This is a genomic window from Senegalimassilia sp., from assembly GCF_977052095.1.
Map to the genome: position 1 here is coordinate 24,447 of NZ_CDRSTZ010000005.1, position 16,901 is coordinate 41,347.

The following is a 16,901-nucleotide window of genomic DNA, read 5'->3' on the forward strand; positions in this document are numbered from 1 at the left end:
ATTGATATCTCCCTTAGAAATCTAAGTTTGCAACACCGTTGGAATGCTGCGCCTTCTTCGCGGCGCGCATCAAAAACTCGGTGTTGTCGTTCGTGCGCTTCAAGGACTTGATGAGCATGTCCATGGCGCGCTCGGTGTTGTTCGTGTTCGCCAGGATGCGGCGCACCGCCCAGATAAGCGGGGCCTCCTGCGGATTGAGCAGCAGATCTTCCTTGCGCGTGCCCGAAGCCACCGGGTCGATTGCCGGGAAAATGCGGCGGTCGGCCAGGTTGCGGTCGAGCTTGAGCTCCATGTTGCCCGTGCCCTTGAACTCCTCGAAGATGACCTCGTCCATCTTCGAACCCGTTTCCACCAGGGCAGACGCAAGGATGGTCAGGCTGCCGCCGCCTTCGATGTTGCGGGCTGCGCCCAAGAACTTCTTCGGCGGGTACAGGGCCGTGGAATCGACGCCACCCGACAGGATGCGACCAGACGCCGGCTGCGCCAGGTTGTAGGCACGCGCCAGGCGCGTGAGGCTGTCAAGCAGCACCACCACATCTTTGCCGTCTTCCACCAGGCGCTTCGCCCGCTCGATGACCAGCTCGGAAACCTGGATGTGATTTTCCGTGGGCATGTCGAACGTTGAGGAGATGACCTCGCCCTTGATGGAGCGCTGCATGTCCGTGACTTCCTCGGGGCGCTCGTCAACCAGCAGGCACATAAGGTGCACTTCCGGATTGTTTGCGCTGATAGCAGCCGCGATGTCCTTCAAGATAGTGGTCTTGCCGGCCTTCGGCGGGCTGACGATGAGACCGCGCTGGCCCTTGCCGATGGGGCTGACCAGGTCGATGACGCGCGCCGTGATGGTGGACTTGCCGTGCTCCATGGTCAGGCACTCGTCGGGGTACACCGGCGTCAGGTCGCCGAAGCGCACGCGCTTGCCCACTTCTTCGGCGGCAACGCCGTTGATGGTAAGCACCTTCTGCACGGCGGCGTACTTCTCGTTCGGGCGCGCCGGGCGCGTGGTGCCCGTGATCTTGTCGCCTTTGCGCAGGCCGTTGCGGCGGATGGTGGACAGGCCCACGTAGCAGTCCTGCTCGCTGGGCAGATAGCCGTTCGTGCGCAAGAAACCGTAGCCATCCTGCAGGATGTCCAAGATGCCCTCGACCTCGATGAAGCCTTCGGCCTTCATGGTGGCGTCGAACACGGCGTCGACAAGCTCGGCCTTCTTCAGGCCCGCAACGTCGACGTCAAGCTCGGCGGCCTTCGCGCGCAGCTCGGCAACCTTGAGCTTGGTCAGGTCCTCCTTCGTGACGCTGGGCACAACCTCGCGGTTGTTGTTGCGCTGATGGCGGTCGTGGCGGTTGTTCTTGTCGTTGCGGTTCTTGCGATCGTTGTTGTTGCGATCGTTGCGCTGGTCACGCTGGTCACGGTCGTTGCGATCGTTGTTGTGGCGGTTGTTCTTGTCGTTGCGGCCTTCGGCGCGCTCGCCGCCGTCGCGCTGTTTGCGACCGTCGCGATCGGCATGCGCGGAACCGGAAGCGCGCACCGACTTGCGCGGCGTGCGCGCAGCACGCGCGGCACGACCGGGCGCCATGTCCTGAGCGTCCTTGGCGTCGGCAGCTTCGCCGGCCGCTTCGCCTTGCGGCGCGTCCTGGGCCTTTGCGGGCGCCTCGTCGGTTGCCGGGGCATCGGAAGCCTTGTGCTCCGCCTTGGCCTGCAGCGCCTCGTCGGCAGTCTCTGCCGCGACAGCGGACTCGGCAGCCGTTGCGACCTCGGCACTCTCCTCGGCAGCATCTCGCTTCACGCGCGTGCGGCGCGTGCGCGTTTTGCGGGCAGGTTTCTCAACTTCGGATTTTTCGACAGGCTGCGTAGGTTTTTCCTGGTCAGCAGCCGCGGCTTCTGCCTTTTCGGCAGCATGTTCGCCAACGGGGGCCGTCTCGATCTTCTTGCGCGGACGACCCGGGCGGCGCTTCGCCGGCGTTTTGGGAGCCTCTTCGGCGTTTGCCGGCGCTTCTTGCTTGCCGGCAGCTTCGGCCCCGGCGGCGTCTTCGGCAACGGGACGCTTGCGCGGACGTCCCGGGCGGCGCTTCACGGGCGGCGCGGCAGCAGAGGCCTCGGCGACGGGGGCCTCGGCGACCGGGGCCTCCGTCACATTCTGGTCTTCGCTCATGCGTTAGCTACCTTCTCCCAGTCCTTCATGAAGGTGTCCAGGCCGCGGTCGGTCAGCGGATGCTGCACCATCTTCTTCAGCACGTTGAACGGCACGGTGGCGATGTCGGCGCCCATGAGCGCGGCCTGCGTCACGTGGTTGGCGCTGCGCACGGATGCGGCGATGATCTCGACCTGCTCGCCGTTGACGGTGTTGGCCGTGAAGTCGTAGTTGTTGATGGCCGTGACGATGTTTTCCACCTGCGCCAGACCGTCTTCGGAGATGTCGTCGAAGCGGCCGATGAACGGGCTGATGTAGCGGGCGCCGGCGCGGGCGGCCAGAAGCGCCTGCGGCACGCTGAAGCACAGCGTCATGTTCACCGGGATGCCCTCGGCGGCCAGCGTGTGCGTGGCTGCCAGGCCCTCGACCATGGTGGGGACCTTCACGACGATGTTCGGCGCGATCTCGGCCAGCTTGCGGCCGTCGGCCACGATCTCGTCGCGCGTCATGGCCACGGATTCGGCGGACACCGGGCAGTCGGGGCCGACGATGTCGCAGATGCGCTTCATGTGGTTGTGGAAGTCGTCGAGCTTGCCGCCGATTTTCGCGTACAGCGAGGGGTTGGTGGTGACGCCGGCCAGGGCGCCCCAGCTTGCGGCCTCTTCGATTTCGGCTAGATCAGCCGTGTCCAGAAAGAACTTCACCCTTATTCCTCCTTGTAGATTCGGGTCGTTACCCACTAAGCGCATAGAGATAGCGCGAGGGATTCATGGGAACGGATGATGTGAAGGGTTTTCTTCCGAGGAAAAGAACTACGGGCAGAATAACGCAGCCGGCAAGCAGGTGCAAGCGCATAACACCAGATAACTACGCGATGCGCACGAGTTGCGGCAAAACGAGAAACGGCGGGCACGCAAACGCGCGCCCGCCGCGAAAAGCAAAGGCTGAAGCCGTTAGAACGCCTTCAGCGTGCGGAAGAAGCAGCTGGTGGCGCCGGTGTGACAGGCGGGGCCGGCCGGGTGCACAAGCGCAAGCAGCGTGTCGGCGTCGCAATCGTAGCGCAGCTCAGTGATCTTCTGCGTGTTTCCGCTGGTGGCGCCTTTGTGCCACAGTTCTTGGCGGCTGCGGCTCCAAAACACCGTCTCGCCGCGCTCAAGCGTAAGCTGCAGGCTTTCGGCGTTCATCCACGCCATCATCAGCACCTCGCGCGTTTCGACATCCTGCACGATGCACGGGATAAGCCCATCGGCGTTGTATTTCAGCTCGGGAAGCTGTGCTTGCATAGTCGGTCCTTTCGTTGGGAGGGTCAAACGGCGGCGGTCAATGACAAGCCGAAAGAAAAACGGCACGCCTGAGCAGACGCGCCGCAAAAGTTGCGAAGCAGGCGGCCTTCTACAGGCGCACCGGAATGCCTTGGGAGCGCATGTATTCCTTCACCTGGCGGACGGTGAATTCGCCGAAGTGGAAGACGCTGGCGGCAAGCACGGCGTCGGCTTCGCCTTCTATGATGCCCTCGGCGAAGTGCTCGAGCTTGCCCACGCCGCCGCTGGCGATGACGGGAATGTCGACCGCGCGTGCAACGGCCCTAGTCAGCGCGCAGTCGAAGCCGTCTTTGCTGCCGTCGCGGTCCATGCTGGTAAGCAGAATCTCGCCCGCGCCCCGGCGGGCTGCCTCGGCGGCCCACTCCACCGCGTCGATGCCCGTGGCCGTACGCCCGCCGTGCACGTAGACTTCCCACTTGTTCGGGTTGTCGGCACGACGCTTCGCGTCGATGGCGCACAGGATGGCCTGGCCGCCGAACGCCGCGGCCGCATCGGTGATGAGCTGGGGGTTCGCCACCGCCGCGCTGTTGACCGACACCTTGTCGGCGCCGGCGGCTATCATGCGGCGGATGTCGGCCACGCTGCGGAAGCCGCCGCCAACGCAATACGGCAGGTGCAGCTGCGCACTGGCGCGACTGGCCAGGTCAACAGTGGTTTCGCGCTTGTCGGACGTGGCGGTGATGTCAAGGAAGATAACCTCGTCGGCGCGCTGCTCGTCGTAGCGCTGCGCCAGCTCGATGGGGTCGCCCGCATCGCGCAGGTTCACGAAGTTCACGCCCTTGACCACGCGGCCGTCCTTCACGTCCATGCACGGGATAACGCGTTTCGCTAGCATGCGGTGCCTCCTTCCGCGGCCGTCAGGCCGGCGCACATCCGAACGCCTTCGGCTACGTCGAGCGTGCCTTCGTAGACTGCGCGGCCCGTGATGACGCCTTCGACGGACGCCGCAACCGGCGCTAAGCGCTGAATGTCGGCCACGCTGGCAACGCCGCCGCTGGCGATGACGGGATGCCCGAACGCCGCGGCCATGTCCACGTACGCCTGCACGTCGATGCCGGTTTGCATGCCATCGCGCGCAATGTCGGTATACACGATGTGGCGAAAACCCGCTTCGCTCATAGCGCGCGCCAGGTCGGTGGCGGCTACGCCCGAGCCTTCGATCCAGCCGGAAACGGCCACTTCCCCGCCCTTCGCGTCGATGCCAGCCGTCAGGCGGTCGCCGCCCACGGCGTCAACGGCAGCGCGCGCAAGCTCGGGGTCGTTCACCAGCGCCGTGCCCAGCACCATGCGCGCCGCGCCCGCGTCGACCAAGCGCTTGAGCGTCTCCAGGCTGCGGATGCCGCCGCCGATTTCCACGCTCAACGACGTTTCGCGCACGATGCGCTCCACGATGGCGATGTTTTCCGGCACGCCCGAACGCGCGCCGTCAAGGTCCACAACGTGCACCCATGCGGCGCCGGCCTCTTCGAAGACGCGAGCCTGGGCCACGGGGTCGTCGTTATAGACGGTCACCTGGTTGTAATCGCCTTTCGCCAGGCGAACGGCCTTGCCGCCCAAAATGTCGATTGCGGGAAGCAGGTACATGGCGTCCTCCTAGCCTTGCGCGGCGCCCGCCGCCGCGTTCACGATGTTCACGAAGTTGCGCAGCACCGCCGCGCCCGCATCCGAGCTTTTCTCGGGATGGAATTGCACGCCGAACACGTTCCCGCGCGCCACCGCGCACGGGAACGTCACGCTGTGCGCGGTGCGCGCGATGGTGTGCGGCCCCTCGGGCGCGATGTAGCTGTGCGTGAAGTAGAAGTACGTGCCCGATTCGATACCGGCGAACAGCGGATTTTCCGCCTGGCCTTCCGCGAACTCCACGGTGTTCCAGCCCACGTGCGGCACCTTGTAGGCGCGCCCCTCGGCATCCGTTTTCGGCATGCGGTCGACGCAGCCGGGAAGGATTCCCAAGCCGTGCGGGTTGCCGGCGTCGCCCGCGCCTTCCGTGCCTTCTTCGAACAGCAGGTGCTCGCCCAGGCAGATGCCCAAAAACGGTGCGCCTGCCGCCACGCGTTCGCGGATGGCCTGCATCTGGCCAAGCTCCTCCATGGTGGCGGCCGCATCGGCGAACGCGCCAACGCCCGGCAGCACGATAGCGTCGGCAGCGGCTATCTCGCCCGCATCCGACGTGATGCGAGCATCGCCGCCCGCCGCGCGCAACCCGCGCTCAACAGACAGCAAATTGCCCTTCTTGTAGTCAACAACAGCGATCATGCGAACCCCCCTACAGCATTCCCTTGGTCGACGGCAGCGCGTCGCCCATGCGAGGGTCGGGCTCGCACGCCTGGCGCATGGCGCGCGCGACGGCCTTGAACATGCCCTCGATGACGTGGTGCGTGTTCTCGCCGGCAAGCTCGCGCACGTGCAGCGTCACACCCGCGTTGGTGGCGAAGGCGATGAAGAACTCCTTCGCCAAGGTGGCATCGAAGGCCCCGACCATCACCGGCGGCACCTGCGCATCCCAAAACAGCTGGCCACGGCCGGAAATGTCCACGGCCGCCAAGATAAGCGCCTCGTCCATAGGCAGCGCGATGTCGCCGAAGCGGCGTATGCCGCGCTTGTCGCCAAGCGCCTGGGCGAACGCCTGGCCCATGACGATTCCGACGTCCTCGACCGAATGGTGCCCGTCAACTTCCAAGTCGCCCGCGCAGCGCACCGACAGGTCGAACAGGCCGTGGCGGCCGAACGCCGTGAGCATGTGGTCGAAAAACCCGATGCCCGTTTCCGCATCCGTGGTGCCGGTGCCGTCGAGGTCGACCGACAGCTCGATGTCGGTCTCTTTCGTGGTGCGCGAGATGCGCGCAACGCGTTCGCTCATAGCGTCCGCCTTTCCCTCGTGAAATAATGGGACAAAGGGACTGTCCCCTTGTCCCATTTTCCGCTACTTGGACAAAATCTCTTGCAGCGCCGCCAGCAGCTCGTCGTTTTCCTGGGGGCTGCCGATGGACACGCGCAGGCAGTCTTCAAGCATGTTCGCGCGGCTGAAATCGCGCACCAGGATGCCGCGGTCGTACAGCTGCTGCCACACCTGACCTGCGCCTTCAACGTGGAACAGAATGTAGTTGGCGTTGGACGGATACGCCGTCACGCCCGGCAGCTGCCCCAGCGCCTCGAACACGCGCCCGCGTTCGGAGATGATCTGCATGATGCCGCGCTCGAACTTCGCGCGGTTGCGGAACACCACGCGCGCGATGGCCTGCGACACCGCGTCGACCGAATACGGTTGACGTACCTTTATGAACTCGCGGATGACCTCGGCGTTTCCCAGCAGGTATCCCACGCGCACGCCCGCAAGCGAGAACGCCTTGGAAAACGTGCGCAGGATAATCAGGTTCTTGTGGCTTGCCAGGTACGGGCGCACCGTGCCGCGCGAAAACTCGAAGTACGCCTCGTCCACCATCACCAGTGCATCGGTGGCGTCAAGCAGACGCAGGATGAAGCGCTCGTCGGCCAAATCGCCCGTGGGGTTGTTCGGGCTGGTGACGATGACGTAATCGATGTCGCCTTGCGCCACGCGCGCAAGCACCGCTTCCTCGTCGATGGAGTAGTCGGCGCGGCGCGGGATGTTCACCACCTCAGTGTTCGTGAGTTCGGCGTTGTTCTGGTACACGGAAAACGTCGGCGGCATGTTCAGGAACTTGCGCCCCGGTCCGCCCCAGGCAAGCGCGATGTTGAACAGCAGCTCGTCGCCGCCGTTGCCCACAAGCACCTGGTCGCGGTCAAGGCCGTTAGCCTCGGCGATCATGTCGCGCAGCTCGTTGGCAAGCGGATCGGGGTAGCGGTTGAACGCCACCTTGTTGATCTCGCGCTTTATCTCGTTGCGCACCTCGGTTTCCACGTCCGAGGGGTTCTCGTTGGCCGACAGGTACGCGCGCGCCGGAAGGTACTTCGGGTCGTAGGGGGTGATGTCGGCCAGCTGCGGGGCTGACGCACGAACGCTATTCATTCGCGCCGTCCAAGCCGTAGATGTCGCCGGTTTCCATCAGCGCTTTGCGCAGCTCAACGCTGCGGGCATGCGCCCACAGGCCCTCGTGACGCGCGATGGCTATGACGGCATCAGCGTCGTTGGCCAGCGACTTCGCGGAATACTGAATGACGCTGGAGTGCTTGATGAACTCGTCGGTGGAAAGAGGCGAAGCATAGCGGGCCGTACCGCCGGTGGGCAGCGTGTGGTTCGGGCCGGCCACGTAGTCGCCAACGGCCTCGGGCGTCCACTCTCCCACGAAGATGGCGCCGGCGTTGCGGATGGCGCCAAGCTGCTCGAACGCGCCGTCGAAGTGCAGCTCCAGGTGCTCGGGCGCAATAACGTTGACGGACTGGGTAGCCTGCTCCATGGAGTCGCAGATGACGATGAGGCCCTGATCGGCCAGCGAAGCCGTGGTGATTTCGGCGCGCGTAGAGGCCTTCATGTGCTGCTCGACGGCCGCTTCCACCTTGTCCGCGTATTCCTCGTCGAACGTGACCAGGTAGCAGCTTGCCAGCGGGTCGTGCTCGGCCTGAGCCATCAGGTCGATGGCAACCATGGCCGGATTGGCCGTTTCATCGGCCACGACGCACACCTCGGACGGGCCGGCGATCATGTCGATTCCCACATCGCCGGAAACGATTTTCTTCGCCGCGGCCACGAACGCGTTGCCCGGGCCCGTGATTTTGCATACCGGCTCGATGGACTCGGTGCCGTAAGCCAGCGCGGCCACAGCCTGTGCGCCGCCGACCGTGTAGATTTCCGTAACGCCTGCCAGGCGGCATGCCTCAAGCACCACCGGGTCGATGGAACCGTCCTTCGTGGGCGGCGTGACGCACACGATGCGCTCGACGCCGGCAACAGCGGCGGGCAGGGCGTTCATAAGCACGGTGGACGGGTAGAGCGCGCGGCCGCCGGGCACGTAGATACCCACGCTTTCAAGCGGCGTGACCTTCGCGCCTACCAGCGCGCCGTCCTCGCGCACGGAAAACCAGCTCTGCTTGACCTGGCGCTCGTGAAATTCGCGGATCTGCTTCGCAGCCTTCTGCAGCGCGGCCTCGGTTTTGGGATCCACCTGCGTCGCCGCAGCCTCGATGGCCTCGGCCGGCACGCGGAAGTCGTCGATTTTCACGCCGTCGAACTTCTCGGTGAGCTCGCGCAGAGCCGCGTCGCCCTGCTCGCGCACCTGCTCGATGATGCTAGTGGCCGTAGCCATGGCCTGGGCGTTGAACGCGCCCGTGCGCTTGAGGTGCTTGTTGGAGAATTGCTCGCCGGTTTTCAGGATGACGCGACGCATGGTTTCCTTCTTTCTATGTCCTGCCGGGCTTTTCCGGCTGTTTACCTTGTTCGGTGCGCAAAAGCGCGCGTTGCTATGGTAGCGCCAAACACGGCTGCGGCCCACCGTTTCCTTTTCGGCGGTCCCGCGGCGCGGCGGCGGGGTTTGCTAGCTTTGCGGCTCGGCCGGCGATTGCACGCCGCCGGCAATGACCGTGGCCTCCCACTTGCCCGCCGCAGCCCCGGCGCGCATGGCGTCGGCCAGCTCGACGATGCGCGGGTCGGTACGCAGCGAGGTGCCGTTGGCGAAGAAACGCGCGGTCGACGAGAGGACGTCCTCCACGATGACCAGGTTGTTTTCACGCAAGGTGGTGCCGGTGGCCGTGATGTCGACGATGCGTTCGGCCAGCCCCGTCAATGGTGCCAGCTCGATGTTTCCGTGCAGTTTCACGATTTCAACCTGCGTGCCCGTCTTCGCGTAGTGGGCGCGCGTGATGTTGGGGTACTTCGTGGCGATGCGGATGGAGCCCAAGCGCCGGTAATGCTCAGCGGTTTTCTCGGCTGCGCCGGCGGGCTCGGCCACGATGAAGCGGCAGGCGCCGAACTTCAGGTCGGCAAGCTCGACGACGTCGGGCTGTGCTTCCACCAGGGAATCCTCGCCGCAGATGCCGCAGTCGGCCGCGCCAAGCTCCACGAACGCCGGCGCGTCGGAGGGACGCACGATGATGTACTCCACGCCGGGGTTGCGGATGATGAGCTGACGGCCGGGGTTGTCCAGGCCGGTGACGTCAAGGCCGCACGCCGCCAAACACGCGATGGAATCGGCGTTGAGCGAGCCTTTCGGCACGGCGATGCGCAGCGGACGCGGCGTGGCGCCGGCGACAGCGCGTTCGTCGGCCTGCGCGGCGGCGGCCATGGCGCGCTCCAGGAAGAACGCGAAGCCGGCGGCGGGGCGAGCATCGCCGTAGGCGCCGATGGTGTTGTCGTAGCGCCCGCCGCTTCCCAGCGGCGCGCCGAGGCCCGGCGCGTAGGCTTCGAACACGATGCCCGTGTAGTAGTCGAAGCTGCTCATGACCGAGAAGTCCACCTGGATGCTGTCGGCCAGGCCCGCCTGCTCCAGAAGGTCGTAAGCGCGCTCCAGGCTGTCCAACCCGCTTTCGCACCCAAGCGGCGCCACAAGCGAGCGCACCTCGGCGATGGCCTCGCGCCCGCCGCGAATGCGCGCAAGCTTGTCGATGGCCTGGGCAAACACCGGCGGCACACCCTGCGCGCCAGCGCCTATGGTCAGCTCGTCGAGCGTGACGAAGTTCGAAGTGTGGTACGCGTCGAGCACAGCGGCGCGCCAGCTTTCGGGCGCGCCGCAGGTTGCCAGCAGCGCGCGCAAGACGCTTACCGACGCAAGCGCGATCTTGAAATCGCGCACGCCGGCCAGCTCAAGCGACTCGGCCAACAAGCCCACGACCTCGGCGTCTGCCGCCGCACCCGCTTCGCCGATCAGCTCGACGCCCATCTGCGTGGTCTCGCGCGGCTCGGCCTGCGTTTGACCTTCCGCCTCGCGAAACACGCGCTGCATGTAGCGGAAGCGAAACGGGCCGGGCTGGCCGGCCAGGCGCGTGGCGCACATGCGCGCGATCTGCAACGTGACATCGGGACGCATGGCCAGAAGATCGCCGCGCGCATCGAACAGCTTGAACGGCGTGCCCGGCAACCTGCCGCCGGCCTGCAGCACGTTCATCACCTCGAGCGTCGGCGTTTCCACGGGCAGATAGCCCTTCGCCGCCATGTTCGCCTGCACGGCCTGGGCGGCTTGCTCGCGCAGCACCGCCTCATCGGTCAGCACATCGCGAAAGCCCGAGGGCGTCACGTAATTCATGCGGTTTCCCACCTTTCGTTAAGCGCATGCGTGCGGCGGCTTGCCCGCACGCTGAATCGGCAGCTGGCGGCCAACGGCCCAGGGAGCCTTTGCCCGCCGCAGCGCACCGGCAAAGTCCATCATGCGATGTTCGATACTTTAGCACAGTAGAGTGATAAAGCAACACGATTGACAGATTATTTACCCGCTCTTTTCGCAAGACGTTATGATACATGCGACAACCCGTTGCGCAGGCAGCCTTGCCGCGCCTGTCCGCCAATGGTCAGACGCCGCCTGCCGCGCATACCCGAAAGGAAACCCATGTCGAACCTCTTCGAAGACCATACCGTTGTTCTGGCCGGCTACGGCTTCAGCGCCGACGGCCCGTACTTGACTATCAACGACACCACGGAAGGCACCGTGCAGTACGTGCCCGTGCTCGGGCGCACGTTCTCGCTGCGCCGACTGCCGCAACGGCGCTGCATCGGGCGCTTCGACCTGGAGACATGCGAGAAAAGCGTCTGCCCGCTTGACGTGGAGCTTTTGCCCGACAGCAAAGAGGACATGTGCCCCGCGTGCATCGAGGCCACCGGCTTCAACCCATCGTTCTACTTCAGCAGCTACGTCTCGCCGCAACAACGCGCCTACAACCAGACGCCGCACTACGTGTACCTGGCGTATTTCGCGCCCGGGTACGTGAAAGCGGGCATTTCCAGCGAAACGCGCGGCATCGAGCGGCTGCTCGAGCAGGGCGCACGCGCTGCCCGCGTGGCGGGGCGCTTCACCTGCGCCGACGACGCCCGCGCGCTTGAGGCGGCGCTGTGCGCCTGCGACGGCGTGGCCGAGACCATGCGCGCGTCGTTGAAGGCCAAGCTGCTTGCCGATACGCCGTATTCGTTCGACGCCGCCTGCCGCGAGCTTGCGGATGCGGTTGCGCGCGTGGAAGACGTCGACGCCGTGGCGCAAGCCGGCTTTTGCCCCGAGGACCCGCTTGACCTGTCGCCGTACTATTTCGGCGGCCCCTCGCCCGACGCGTACGCCATGCAGCTGCCCGCCGATTGGGACACCACCGACGTGTGCGCCGGCGCTTGCGCGGGCATGGTGGGCGCCAACCTGGTGTTTTGGCAGGACGGCACGAATTTCGTGGCGCCCATCAAACAATGGGAGTCGCACGAGATCGAATTCCTCGATGACGAAGTTGCCTGCGAATACGCCACCGAACCCCAGCAAATCTCGCTGTTTTAGAAACCAAGGCTTGCCATACGCAAAAGCGCCGCCGGGCTGCATTGCCCGGCGGCGCTTCGTTGTTGCAACGTTGTTACGGTTTACGCCTTGTCAACCTCGACGTCGACGGCTTCCTCGAAGTATTCCTTCACCGGAGCCTCACCGAAGTCCTTCACTTCCTCAAGATGCCAGCACTCGGTTTTCGGCAGGCCAGGAATGCTGTCGGCCAAAAACACCGGGTCTTTGCCAGCCGCGCGCTGCTCGGAGTAATCCTTCAGCGCAGCCAGCGCCCACTTGCCCAGAAGCAGGATGGCAATCAGGTTCATGATGGCCATGAGGCCCATGAAGATGTCAGCAAGGTTCCATGCCAAATCGAAGCTGTTCACGGCACCGTAGAAGATGACGGCCAAGCACGCCAGGCGGAAGATGACCAGCGCGGTTTTGCTGTCGTTCTTAATGAAGCGGAAGTTCGACTCGGCGTAGAAGTAATTGCCGATAAGGCTGGAGTACGCGAACATGAAGATGGCGAACGTGATGAAGTGGATGCCGATGGGGCCCACGGCGTTGTTCACGGCCATCTGCACCAGCGGCATGCCATTCAGACCAGCGGCCGCGGCGGGATCTTGCACGTAGAACACCAGCACCATCATGGCCGAGCACGTGCAGATAAGCAGCGTGTCAATGTACACCGACAGGCTTTGCACAAGGCCCTGCTTCACCGGGTGCGACACGCTGGCCGTTGCGGCGGCGTTCGGGGCAGAACCCATGCCGGCCTCGTTCGAGTACAGGCCGCGCTTGATGCCCAGCATAACCACCGAGCCGGCGAAACCGCCGAAGATGGACTGAAAGTCGAACGCGCTTTCGAACATCAGGCCGAACACGGCGGGCAGCCACGTGATATTGGAGATGGTGGTCCACAGCGCAATGGCAATGTAGGCGATGGCCATGACGGGCACGATGATGGATGTGATGACGCTGATGCGCTTCGAGCCGCCGAAGATGACGCCAGCCGTGAACACCACCAGCGCCAGGCCCGCCGCCACCGCAACGCCGTTCGTGGCGTAATCGGGGATGTAGTATTCAAGCGCGCTGCACGCGTTGAACGCCTGCAGGCCGTTGAAGCCGAACGCGAAGCACAAGATCAGCAACACGCTGAACAGCACGCCAAGCTTGTGGCTGCCAAGCGCCTGATGAATATAGTAAGCCGGGCCACCGCGGAACTCGCCGTCGATGCCGCGCACCTTCCAGATCTGCGCCAGCGTGGACTCCACGAACGCCGAAGCCGCGCCCACCAGCGCCATGAGCCACATCCAGAACACGGCGCCCGGACCGCCCGTGGCAATGGCCGTGGCCACGCCGGCGATGTTGCCCGTGCCCACGCGGCTGGCGGTGGACACCATCAGCGCCTGGAACGATGAAATGGAGCGCTCGCCCTCCACGTGCTTCTTCTCGGTCAGCTGCTTGAACATGTCCTTGATGAAGCGAATCTGCACGCCTTTCGTGCGGATGGTGAAGTACACGCCCACTGCTACCAGCAGGATAAGCAGGATATACGTGTACATGAAGCCGTCGATTTCGCCGGTGACGTCGACAAGCCATGCGTTGAAGTCCATGTGGCTTTCCCCTTCTCGAACCGAATTTCATCCCGGGAATTTGTGCGCCCGCACAAAAGTTCACGGAAAGACCACTATACCGCATTTTGACCTGGAAGAGAAAGGGTAGGCTTTCGCGAAACCCCGCCTCGCCGGCATGCAAAACCGCCGCAAGAACGCCGAAAGCAACGCGAATAACCTCGCCTGATTGGGCAAAACCGCGCCGCACATGACTAGCTGTAGCCAAAGCCCATCGAGCTTTCGTCAGCTTGACATCGGCGAACGGTTTAAACGTCACCCGCAGACGGCGCGTAAGCATCGGCGAGCGCAATTGTGTTCGTCGTTTTCGTTTACTTTGCCGTAACCTTGCTTTTCCGCTCGAATGGCTAGAATGGTCTCTCACCGAATATAAAGCGACGACGCGTAAGGGGCGCTCATGCTTTCCGAACGATTTTTGACGAACCTGGTCAAGGGGATGACCAAGCGTCATCTCGACCTTCAGCCGACTGACGAGAAATTCTTCCCCGACCCGAAACCGGGCATAAAATACATGCTGTACCTGCACGTGCCGTTTTGCCAGGTCCTGTGCCCGTACTGCAGCTTCAACCGCTACGTGTTCCACGAGGACATCGCCCGCACGTACTTCAAGAACTTGCGCCGCGAGATGATGATGCTCAAAGAACGCGGCTGGGATTTCGAAACGCTGTACTTCGGCGGCGGCACCCCCACCATCCTGCTCGACGAGCTGTGCGAGACCATTGATTTAGCCCGCAACAACTTCCACATCAAGGAAGTGGGCGTGGAGACAAACCCGAACCACCTGACCGACCCGTGGCTTTCTGAGCTGAAAGGCCGCGTGCAACGCCTGTCCGTGGGCGTGCAAAGCTTCAATAACGACCTGCTCAAGCAGATGGATCGTTACAAGAAGTACGGCAGCGGCGAAGAGATTTTCGAGCGCATCGGACTTGCGGCGCCATATTTCGACTCCATCAATGTTGACATGATCTTCAACTTCCCGAATCAAACTGAAGACATCCTGTTTGACGACCTGGAGAAGATCGTGGCGTGCGGTGCGCGACAGACCACGTTCAGCCCACTGTACGTTTCCAGCGCCACCACGCGCAAGATGGAGAAGTCGCTCGGCAACATGGATTACAACCGCGAGTACCGCTACTACCAGATTCTTGACGGCGTGCTTACCGGCGGTGACCAGCCGTTTTTCAGCCGCGACACCATCTGGACGTTCAACCGTTTGAACCACGATGGCGGCCACGACACGAACCTGTATGCCGAAGAGTTGCAGGTAGCCTACAACGAATACCCCGGCATCGGCAGCGGCTCGATCACGCACCTCAACGGCGCGCTGTACGTGAATACGTTCAGTCTGCAGGAGTACAACGAGGCCATCGAAGCCGGGCACATGTCCATCATGGGTAAATGCGTCATGTCGAAGCGCGATCTGGCGCGCTACTACTTCCTGCTGCACCTGTATCAGCTGCGCCTGGACAAGCAGGACTTCAAGCAGCAGTTCGGCCAAAGCATCGAAACGCTTTTGCCCGCCGAAATGGCGTTTTTCCGCGCGCACCGCGCATTTGAGACCGACAACGCGCAGGAGCTGACGCTCACGTGCATGGGCCGCTACCTGACGCTCATTTTGTATCGCCAGTTCCTGTCGGGCATGAACAACTTACGCGACCAGGCCCGCGACGCGCTTTCCGGCCCCGAGCACGACCTGCTGTTCGGCGACGAGACGAACTGCAGCGCTTGCTTAGACTAGCGTTCGCAGCAACCGCTTACTGCGAAACGGCACCCGTTTGGGTGCCGTTTTTGTTGCTACCGCATGATGATTGGCAGCAGCGTTTGCGTTGGCGAAACGGTCGATGGTTTCGTTTGCGGCGTGTGCGCGCAGCGGGCGATTTGCAAACGCGGGCAAACTTTCTGCTTGCGCAGGTGCACAGGCAAGCCTATACTATCCAACCAAGATATCTGTTCAGGGCGAGGTGAAATTCCTCACTGGCGGTAACGCGAAGCGCTCAGGCGCCATCGCGAAGTCCGCAACCCGAGCAGGTTGCGCAAACGCCGTTTCGGCGGCGGGTTGCAACTTGCTTGGCTGATCTGGTGAAAGTCCAGGACCAACGGTTACAGTCCGGATGGAAGAACAGGAGCACGAACGCATGCGGCCGGCAAGCCGCGTGCGCGCCGCGGTTTTCCGCGACGTAACGATGCCCACGGCGCTCACTTCGCCGGCCGGGCACCTCATCGTTGCTTGTTTACGCCCGCAGATTCCCTGCGGGCGTTTTTCATGCCTGGACCTCGCAGGGTGGCTACGAGAGAAAGGGCACACATGGCAGGCATAACGAAACCTCAACCCCAGAAAGGAAACGAAAGCGCAGCTGGCGAAGCCGTGGCAGCATCCGCTTGCGATGGGCTGACGCAGCAGCCGGGCAACGCATGTGCGCCCGGCAGTGGGCAGAACGCGCACGCGAACGCTGCGGATGCCGACGATGCGCGCGGCAAGCCATCGACGTTCGCGAATAGCGCAGGCGCCGGCTGCGAGCACGACGCCGATGACGCGCGCTTCATGCGCCGCGCCATCGAGCTGGCGTGGCGTGGCGCCGGTTGGACGAACCCGAACCCGCTGGTAGGCTGCGTCATCGTGCGCGAAGGGCGCGTTATCGGCGAAGGCTGGCACGAGCGCTACGGGCAGGCGCATGCCGAGCGCAACGCGCTGGCCGACTGCGCGCTGCGCAGCGGGCAAGGCGCAAGCGGCCAACCGGCCAGCCCCGACGACCCGGCGCACGGATGCGCGCAAGGCGCCACGGCGTACGTAACGCTGGAACCCTGCTGCCACACCGGCAAGCAGCCGCCATGCACCGAAGCGCTTATCGCAGCGGGCATCGCGCGCGTGGTGGTGGGCAGCCGCGACCCAAACCCGCTCGTAGCCGGCAAAGGCTGCGAAGCGCTGCGCGCCGCCGGCATCCGCATGGACGCAGACGTGCTGCGCGCTGCGTGCGACGAACTCAACTCCGTGTTCTTCCACTTCATCACGCACAAAACGCCGTACGTGGTGGCGAAATGGGCCATGAGCGCCGACGGTAAAATCGCTTGCGCGTCGGGCGATGCGTGCTGGATCACTGGCTCCGAAGCGCGTGCCGATGTTCACGAGCTGCGCCATAGGCTTGCCGCCATCTGCGTAGGCATCGGCACCGTGCTTGCCGACGACCCGCTGCTGACCTGCCGCCGCGACACACCTGGCAGCCAACCCGTGCGCGTGGTGCTTGACTCGCGCCTGCGCATTCCCGAAGACTGCGCGCTGGTTCGCTCGTGCAGCGAGGGCGCCGCTCCGCTTATCGTCGCAACGTGCGCACCCGTAGCCAATGAGGCATCGCCCGGGGCTGCGAAGGCAAAGCGCCTGGCCAGCAGAGGGGTCGAGGTGCTTTCCGTTGCCCCCGACGCTGCCGGACACGTTTCCGTTTCCCACCTGCTTGCCATGCTGGGA

General features: G+C 64.0%; 14 protein-coding genes and 1 riboswitch. Of the genes, 3 read left to right on the forward strand and 11 right to left on the reverse strand.

Annotation, left to right across the window (positions count from 1 at the left end):
• Positions 1–13 precede the first annotated feature (13 nt).
• From rho to hisZ, 10 genes are all read right to left on the reverse strand, one after another.
• A complete protein-coding gene (gene rho / locus ACWI6D_RS01835) occupies positions 14–2,152 on the reverse strand; it encodes a transcription termination factor Rho (RefSeq protein ID WP_449133454.1) in 2,139 nt (712 codons plus the stop codon).
• Entirely contained in the window at positions 2,149–2,835 is a 687-nt protein-coding gene (fsa, locus tag ACWI6D_RS01840) for a fructose-6-phosphate aldolase (RefSeq protein WP_129423221.1), read from the reverse strand. The genes rho and fsa overlap by 4 nt, the downstream gene beginning before the upstream one ends.
• Before the next feature lie 249 nt (positions 2,836–3,084).
• The gene (hisI, locus tag ACWI6D_RS01845) at positions 3,085–3,414 is read right to left on the reverse strand and encodes a phosphoribosyl-AMP cyclohydrolase (protein ID WP_449133455.1); all 330 of its coding nucleotides are present in this window, start codon (positions 3,412–3,414) and stop codon (positions 3,085–3,087) included.
• A 109-nt stretch (positions 3,415–3,523) separates the two neighbouring features.
• Positions 3,524–4,288: an imidazole glycerol phosphate synthase subunit HisF gene (hisF, locus tag ACWI6D_RS01850; protein ID WP_417751779.1), complete on the reverse strand. Its 765-nt coding sequence runs from the start codon at positions 4,286–4,288 to the stop codon at positions 3,524–3,526.
• Complete coding sequence (hisA, locus tag ACWI6D_RS01855) at positions 4,282–5,037, reverse strand: 1-(5-phosphoribosyl)-5-[(5-phosphoribosylamino)methylideneamino]imidazole-4-carboxamide isomerase (protein WP_449133456.1); 756 nt, start codon at positions 5,035–5,037, stop codon at positions 4,282–4,284. The genes hisF and hisA overlap by 7 nt, the downstream gene beginning before the upstream one ends.
• A 9-nt stretch (positions 5,038–5,046) precedes the next feature.
• A complete protein-coding gene (hisH, locus tag ACWI6D_RS01860) occupies positions 5,047–5,709 on the reverse strand; it encodes an imidazole glycerol phosphate synthase subunit HisH (protein WP_449133457.1) in 663 nt (220 codons plus the stop codon).
• 10 nt (positions 5,710–5,719) lie between these two features.
• Positions 5,720–6,313 (reverse strand): imidazoleglycerol-phosphate dehydratase HisB, encoded by a 594-nt coding sequence (hisB, locus tag ACWI6D_RS01865; RefSeq protein ID WP_449133458.1) that lies wholly within the window; start codon positions 6,311–6,313, stop codon positions 5,720–5,722.
• A gap of 63 nt (positions 6,314–6,376) precedes the next feature.
• Entirely contained in the window at positions 6,377–7,441 is a 1,065-nt protein-coding gene (gene hisC / locus ACWI6D_RS01870) for a histidinol-phosphate transaminase (protein ID WP_449133459.1), read from the reverse strand.
• Positions 7,434–8,756 (reverse strand): histidinol dehydrogenase, encoded by a 1,323-nt coding sequence (gene hisD / locus ACWI6D_RS01875; RefSeq protein ID WP_449133460.1) that lies wholly within the window; start codon positions 8,754–8,756, stop codon positions 7,434–7,436. Before hisD ends, hisC begins: the two co-directional genes overlap by 8 nt.
• Positions 8,757–8,903: 147 nt before the next feature.
• Entirely contained in the window at positions 8,904–10,607 is a 1,704-nt protein-coding gene (gene hisZ / locus ACWI6D_RS01880) for an ATP phosphoribosyltransferase regulatory subunit (protein WP_449133461.1), read from the reverse strand.
• A gap of 300 nt (positions 10,608–10,907) precedes the next feature.
• On the opposite strand from hisZ, the gene ACWI6D_RS01885 reads away from it, so the two are divergent.
• Positions 10,908–11,831 carry a DUF2797 domain-containing protein gene (locus tag ACWI6D_RS01885; protein WP_449133462.1) on the forward strand — a complete coding sequence of 308 codons (924 nt, stop codon included), beginning with the start codon at positions 10,908–10,910 and terminating at the stop codon, positions 11,829–11,831.
• Between the two features lie 80 nt (positions 11,832–11,911).
• Here ACWI6D_RS01885 and ACWI6D_RS01890 read toward each other — a convergent pair whose 3' ends face one another.
• Positions 11,912–13,423: an alanine/glycine:cation symporter family protein gene (locus ACWI6D_RS01890; protein ID WP_303250795.1), complete on the reverse strand. Its 1,512-nt coding sequence runs from the start codon at positions 13,421–13,423 to the stop codon at positions 11,912–11,914.
• A 415-nt stretch (positions 13,424–13,838) separates the two neighbouring features.
• Between ACWI6D_RS01890 and ACWI6D_RS01895 the strand changes: the two genes are divergently transcribed.
• Both ACWI6D_RS01895 and ribD read left to right on the forward strand, forming a co-directional pair.
• Positions 13,839–15,179 carry a coproporphyrinogen III oxidase family protein gene (locus ACWI6D_RS01895; protein WP_449133463.1) on the forward strand — a complete coding sequence of 447 codons (1,341 nt, stop codon included), beginning with the start codon at positions 13,839–13,841 and terminating at the stop codon, positions 15,177–15,179.
• Between the two features lie 205 nt (positions 15,180–15,384).
• A riboswitch (FMN riboswitch) is annotated at positions 15,385–15,568 on the forward strand.
• Positions 15,569–15,746: 178 nt separating this feature from the next.
• Positions 15,747–16,901, forward strand: a 1,155-nt coding sequence (ribD, locus tag ACWI6D_RS01900; protein WP_449133464.1) for a bifunctional diaminohydroxyphosphoribosylaminopyrimidine deaminase/5-amino-6-(5-phosphoribosylamino)uracil reductase RibD, incomplete at its 3' end; no start/stop codon positions are given.

Excerpts from the sequence above, each read along its gene's own strand:
- hisZ (WP_449133461.1), bottom strand. The coding sequence starts at position 10,607 with ATGAATTACGTGACGCCCTCGGGCTTTCGCGATGTGCTGACCGATGAG.
- ACWI6D_RS01885 (WP_449133462.1), top strand. The coding sequence starts at position 10,908 with ATGTCGAACCTCTTCGAAGACCATACCGTTGTTCTGGCCGGCTACGGC.
- hisB (WP_449133458.1), bottom strand. The coding sequence starts at position 6,313 with ATGAGCGAACGCGTTGCGCGCATCTCGCGCACCACGAAAGAGACCGAC.
- hisH (WP_449133457.1), bottom strand. The coding sequence starts at position 5,709 with ATGATCGCTGTTGTTGACTACAAGAAGGGCAATTTGCTGTCTGTTGAG.
- ACWI6D_RS01895 (WP_449133463.1), top strand. The coding sequence starts at position 13,839 with ATGCTTTCCGAACGATTTTTGACGAACCTGGTCAAGGGGATGACCAAG.
- ACWI6D_RS01890 (WP_303250795.1), bottom strand. The coding sequence starts at position 13,423 with ATGGACTTCAACGCATGGCTTGTCGACGTCACCGGCGAAATCGACGGC.
- rho (WP_449133454.1), bottom strand. The coding sequence starts at position 2,152 with ATGAGCGAAGACCAGAATGTGACGGAGGCCCCGGTCGCCGAGGCCCCC.
- hisI (WP_449133455.1), bottom strand. The coding sequence starts at position 3,414 with ATGCAAGCACAGCTTCCCGAGCTGAAATACAACGCCGATGGGCTTATC.
- hisF (WP_417751779.1), bottom strand. The coding sequence starts at position 4,288 with ATGCTAGCGAAACGCGTTATCCCGTGCATGGACGTGAAGGACGGCCGC.
- hisA (WP_449133456.1), bottom strand. The coding sequence starts at position 5,037 with ATGTACCTGCTTCCCGCAATCGACATTTTGGGCGGCAAGGCCGTTCGC.
- hisD (WP_449133460.1), bottom strand. The coding sequence starts at position 8,756 with ATGCGTCGCGTCATCCTGAAAACCGGCGAGCAATTCTCCAACAAGCAC.
- hisC (WP_449133459.1), bottom strand. The coding sequence starts at position 7,441 with ATGAATAGCGTTCGTGCGTCAGCCCCGCAGCTGGCCGACATCACCCCC.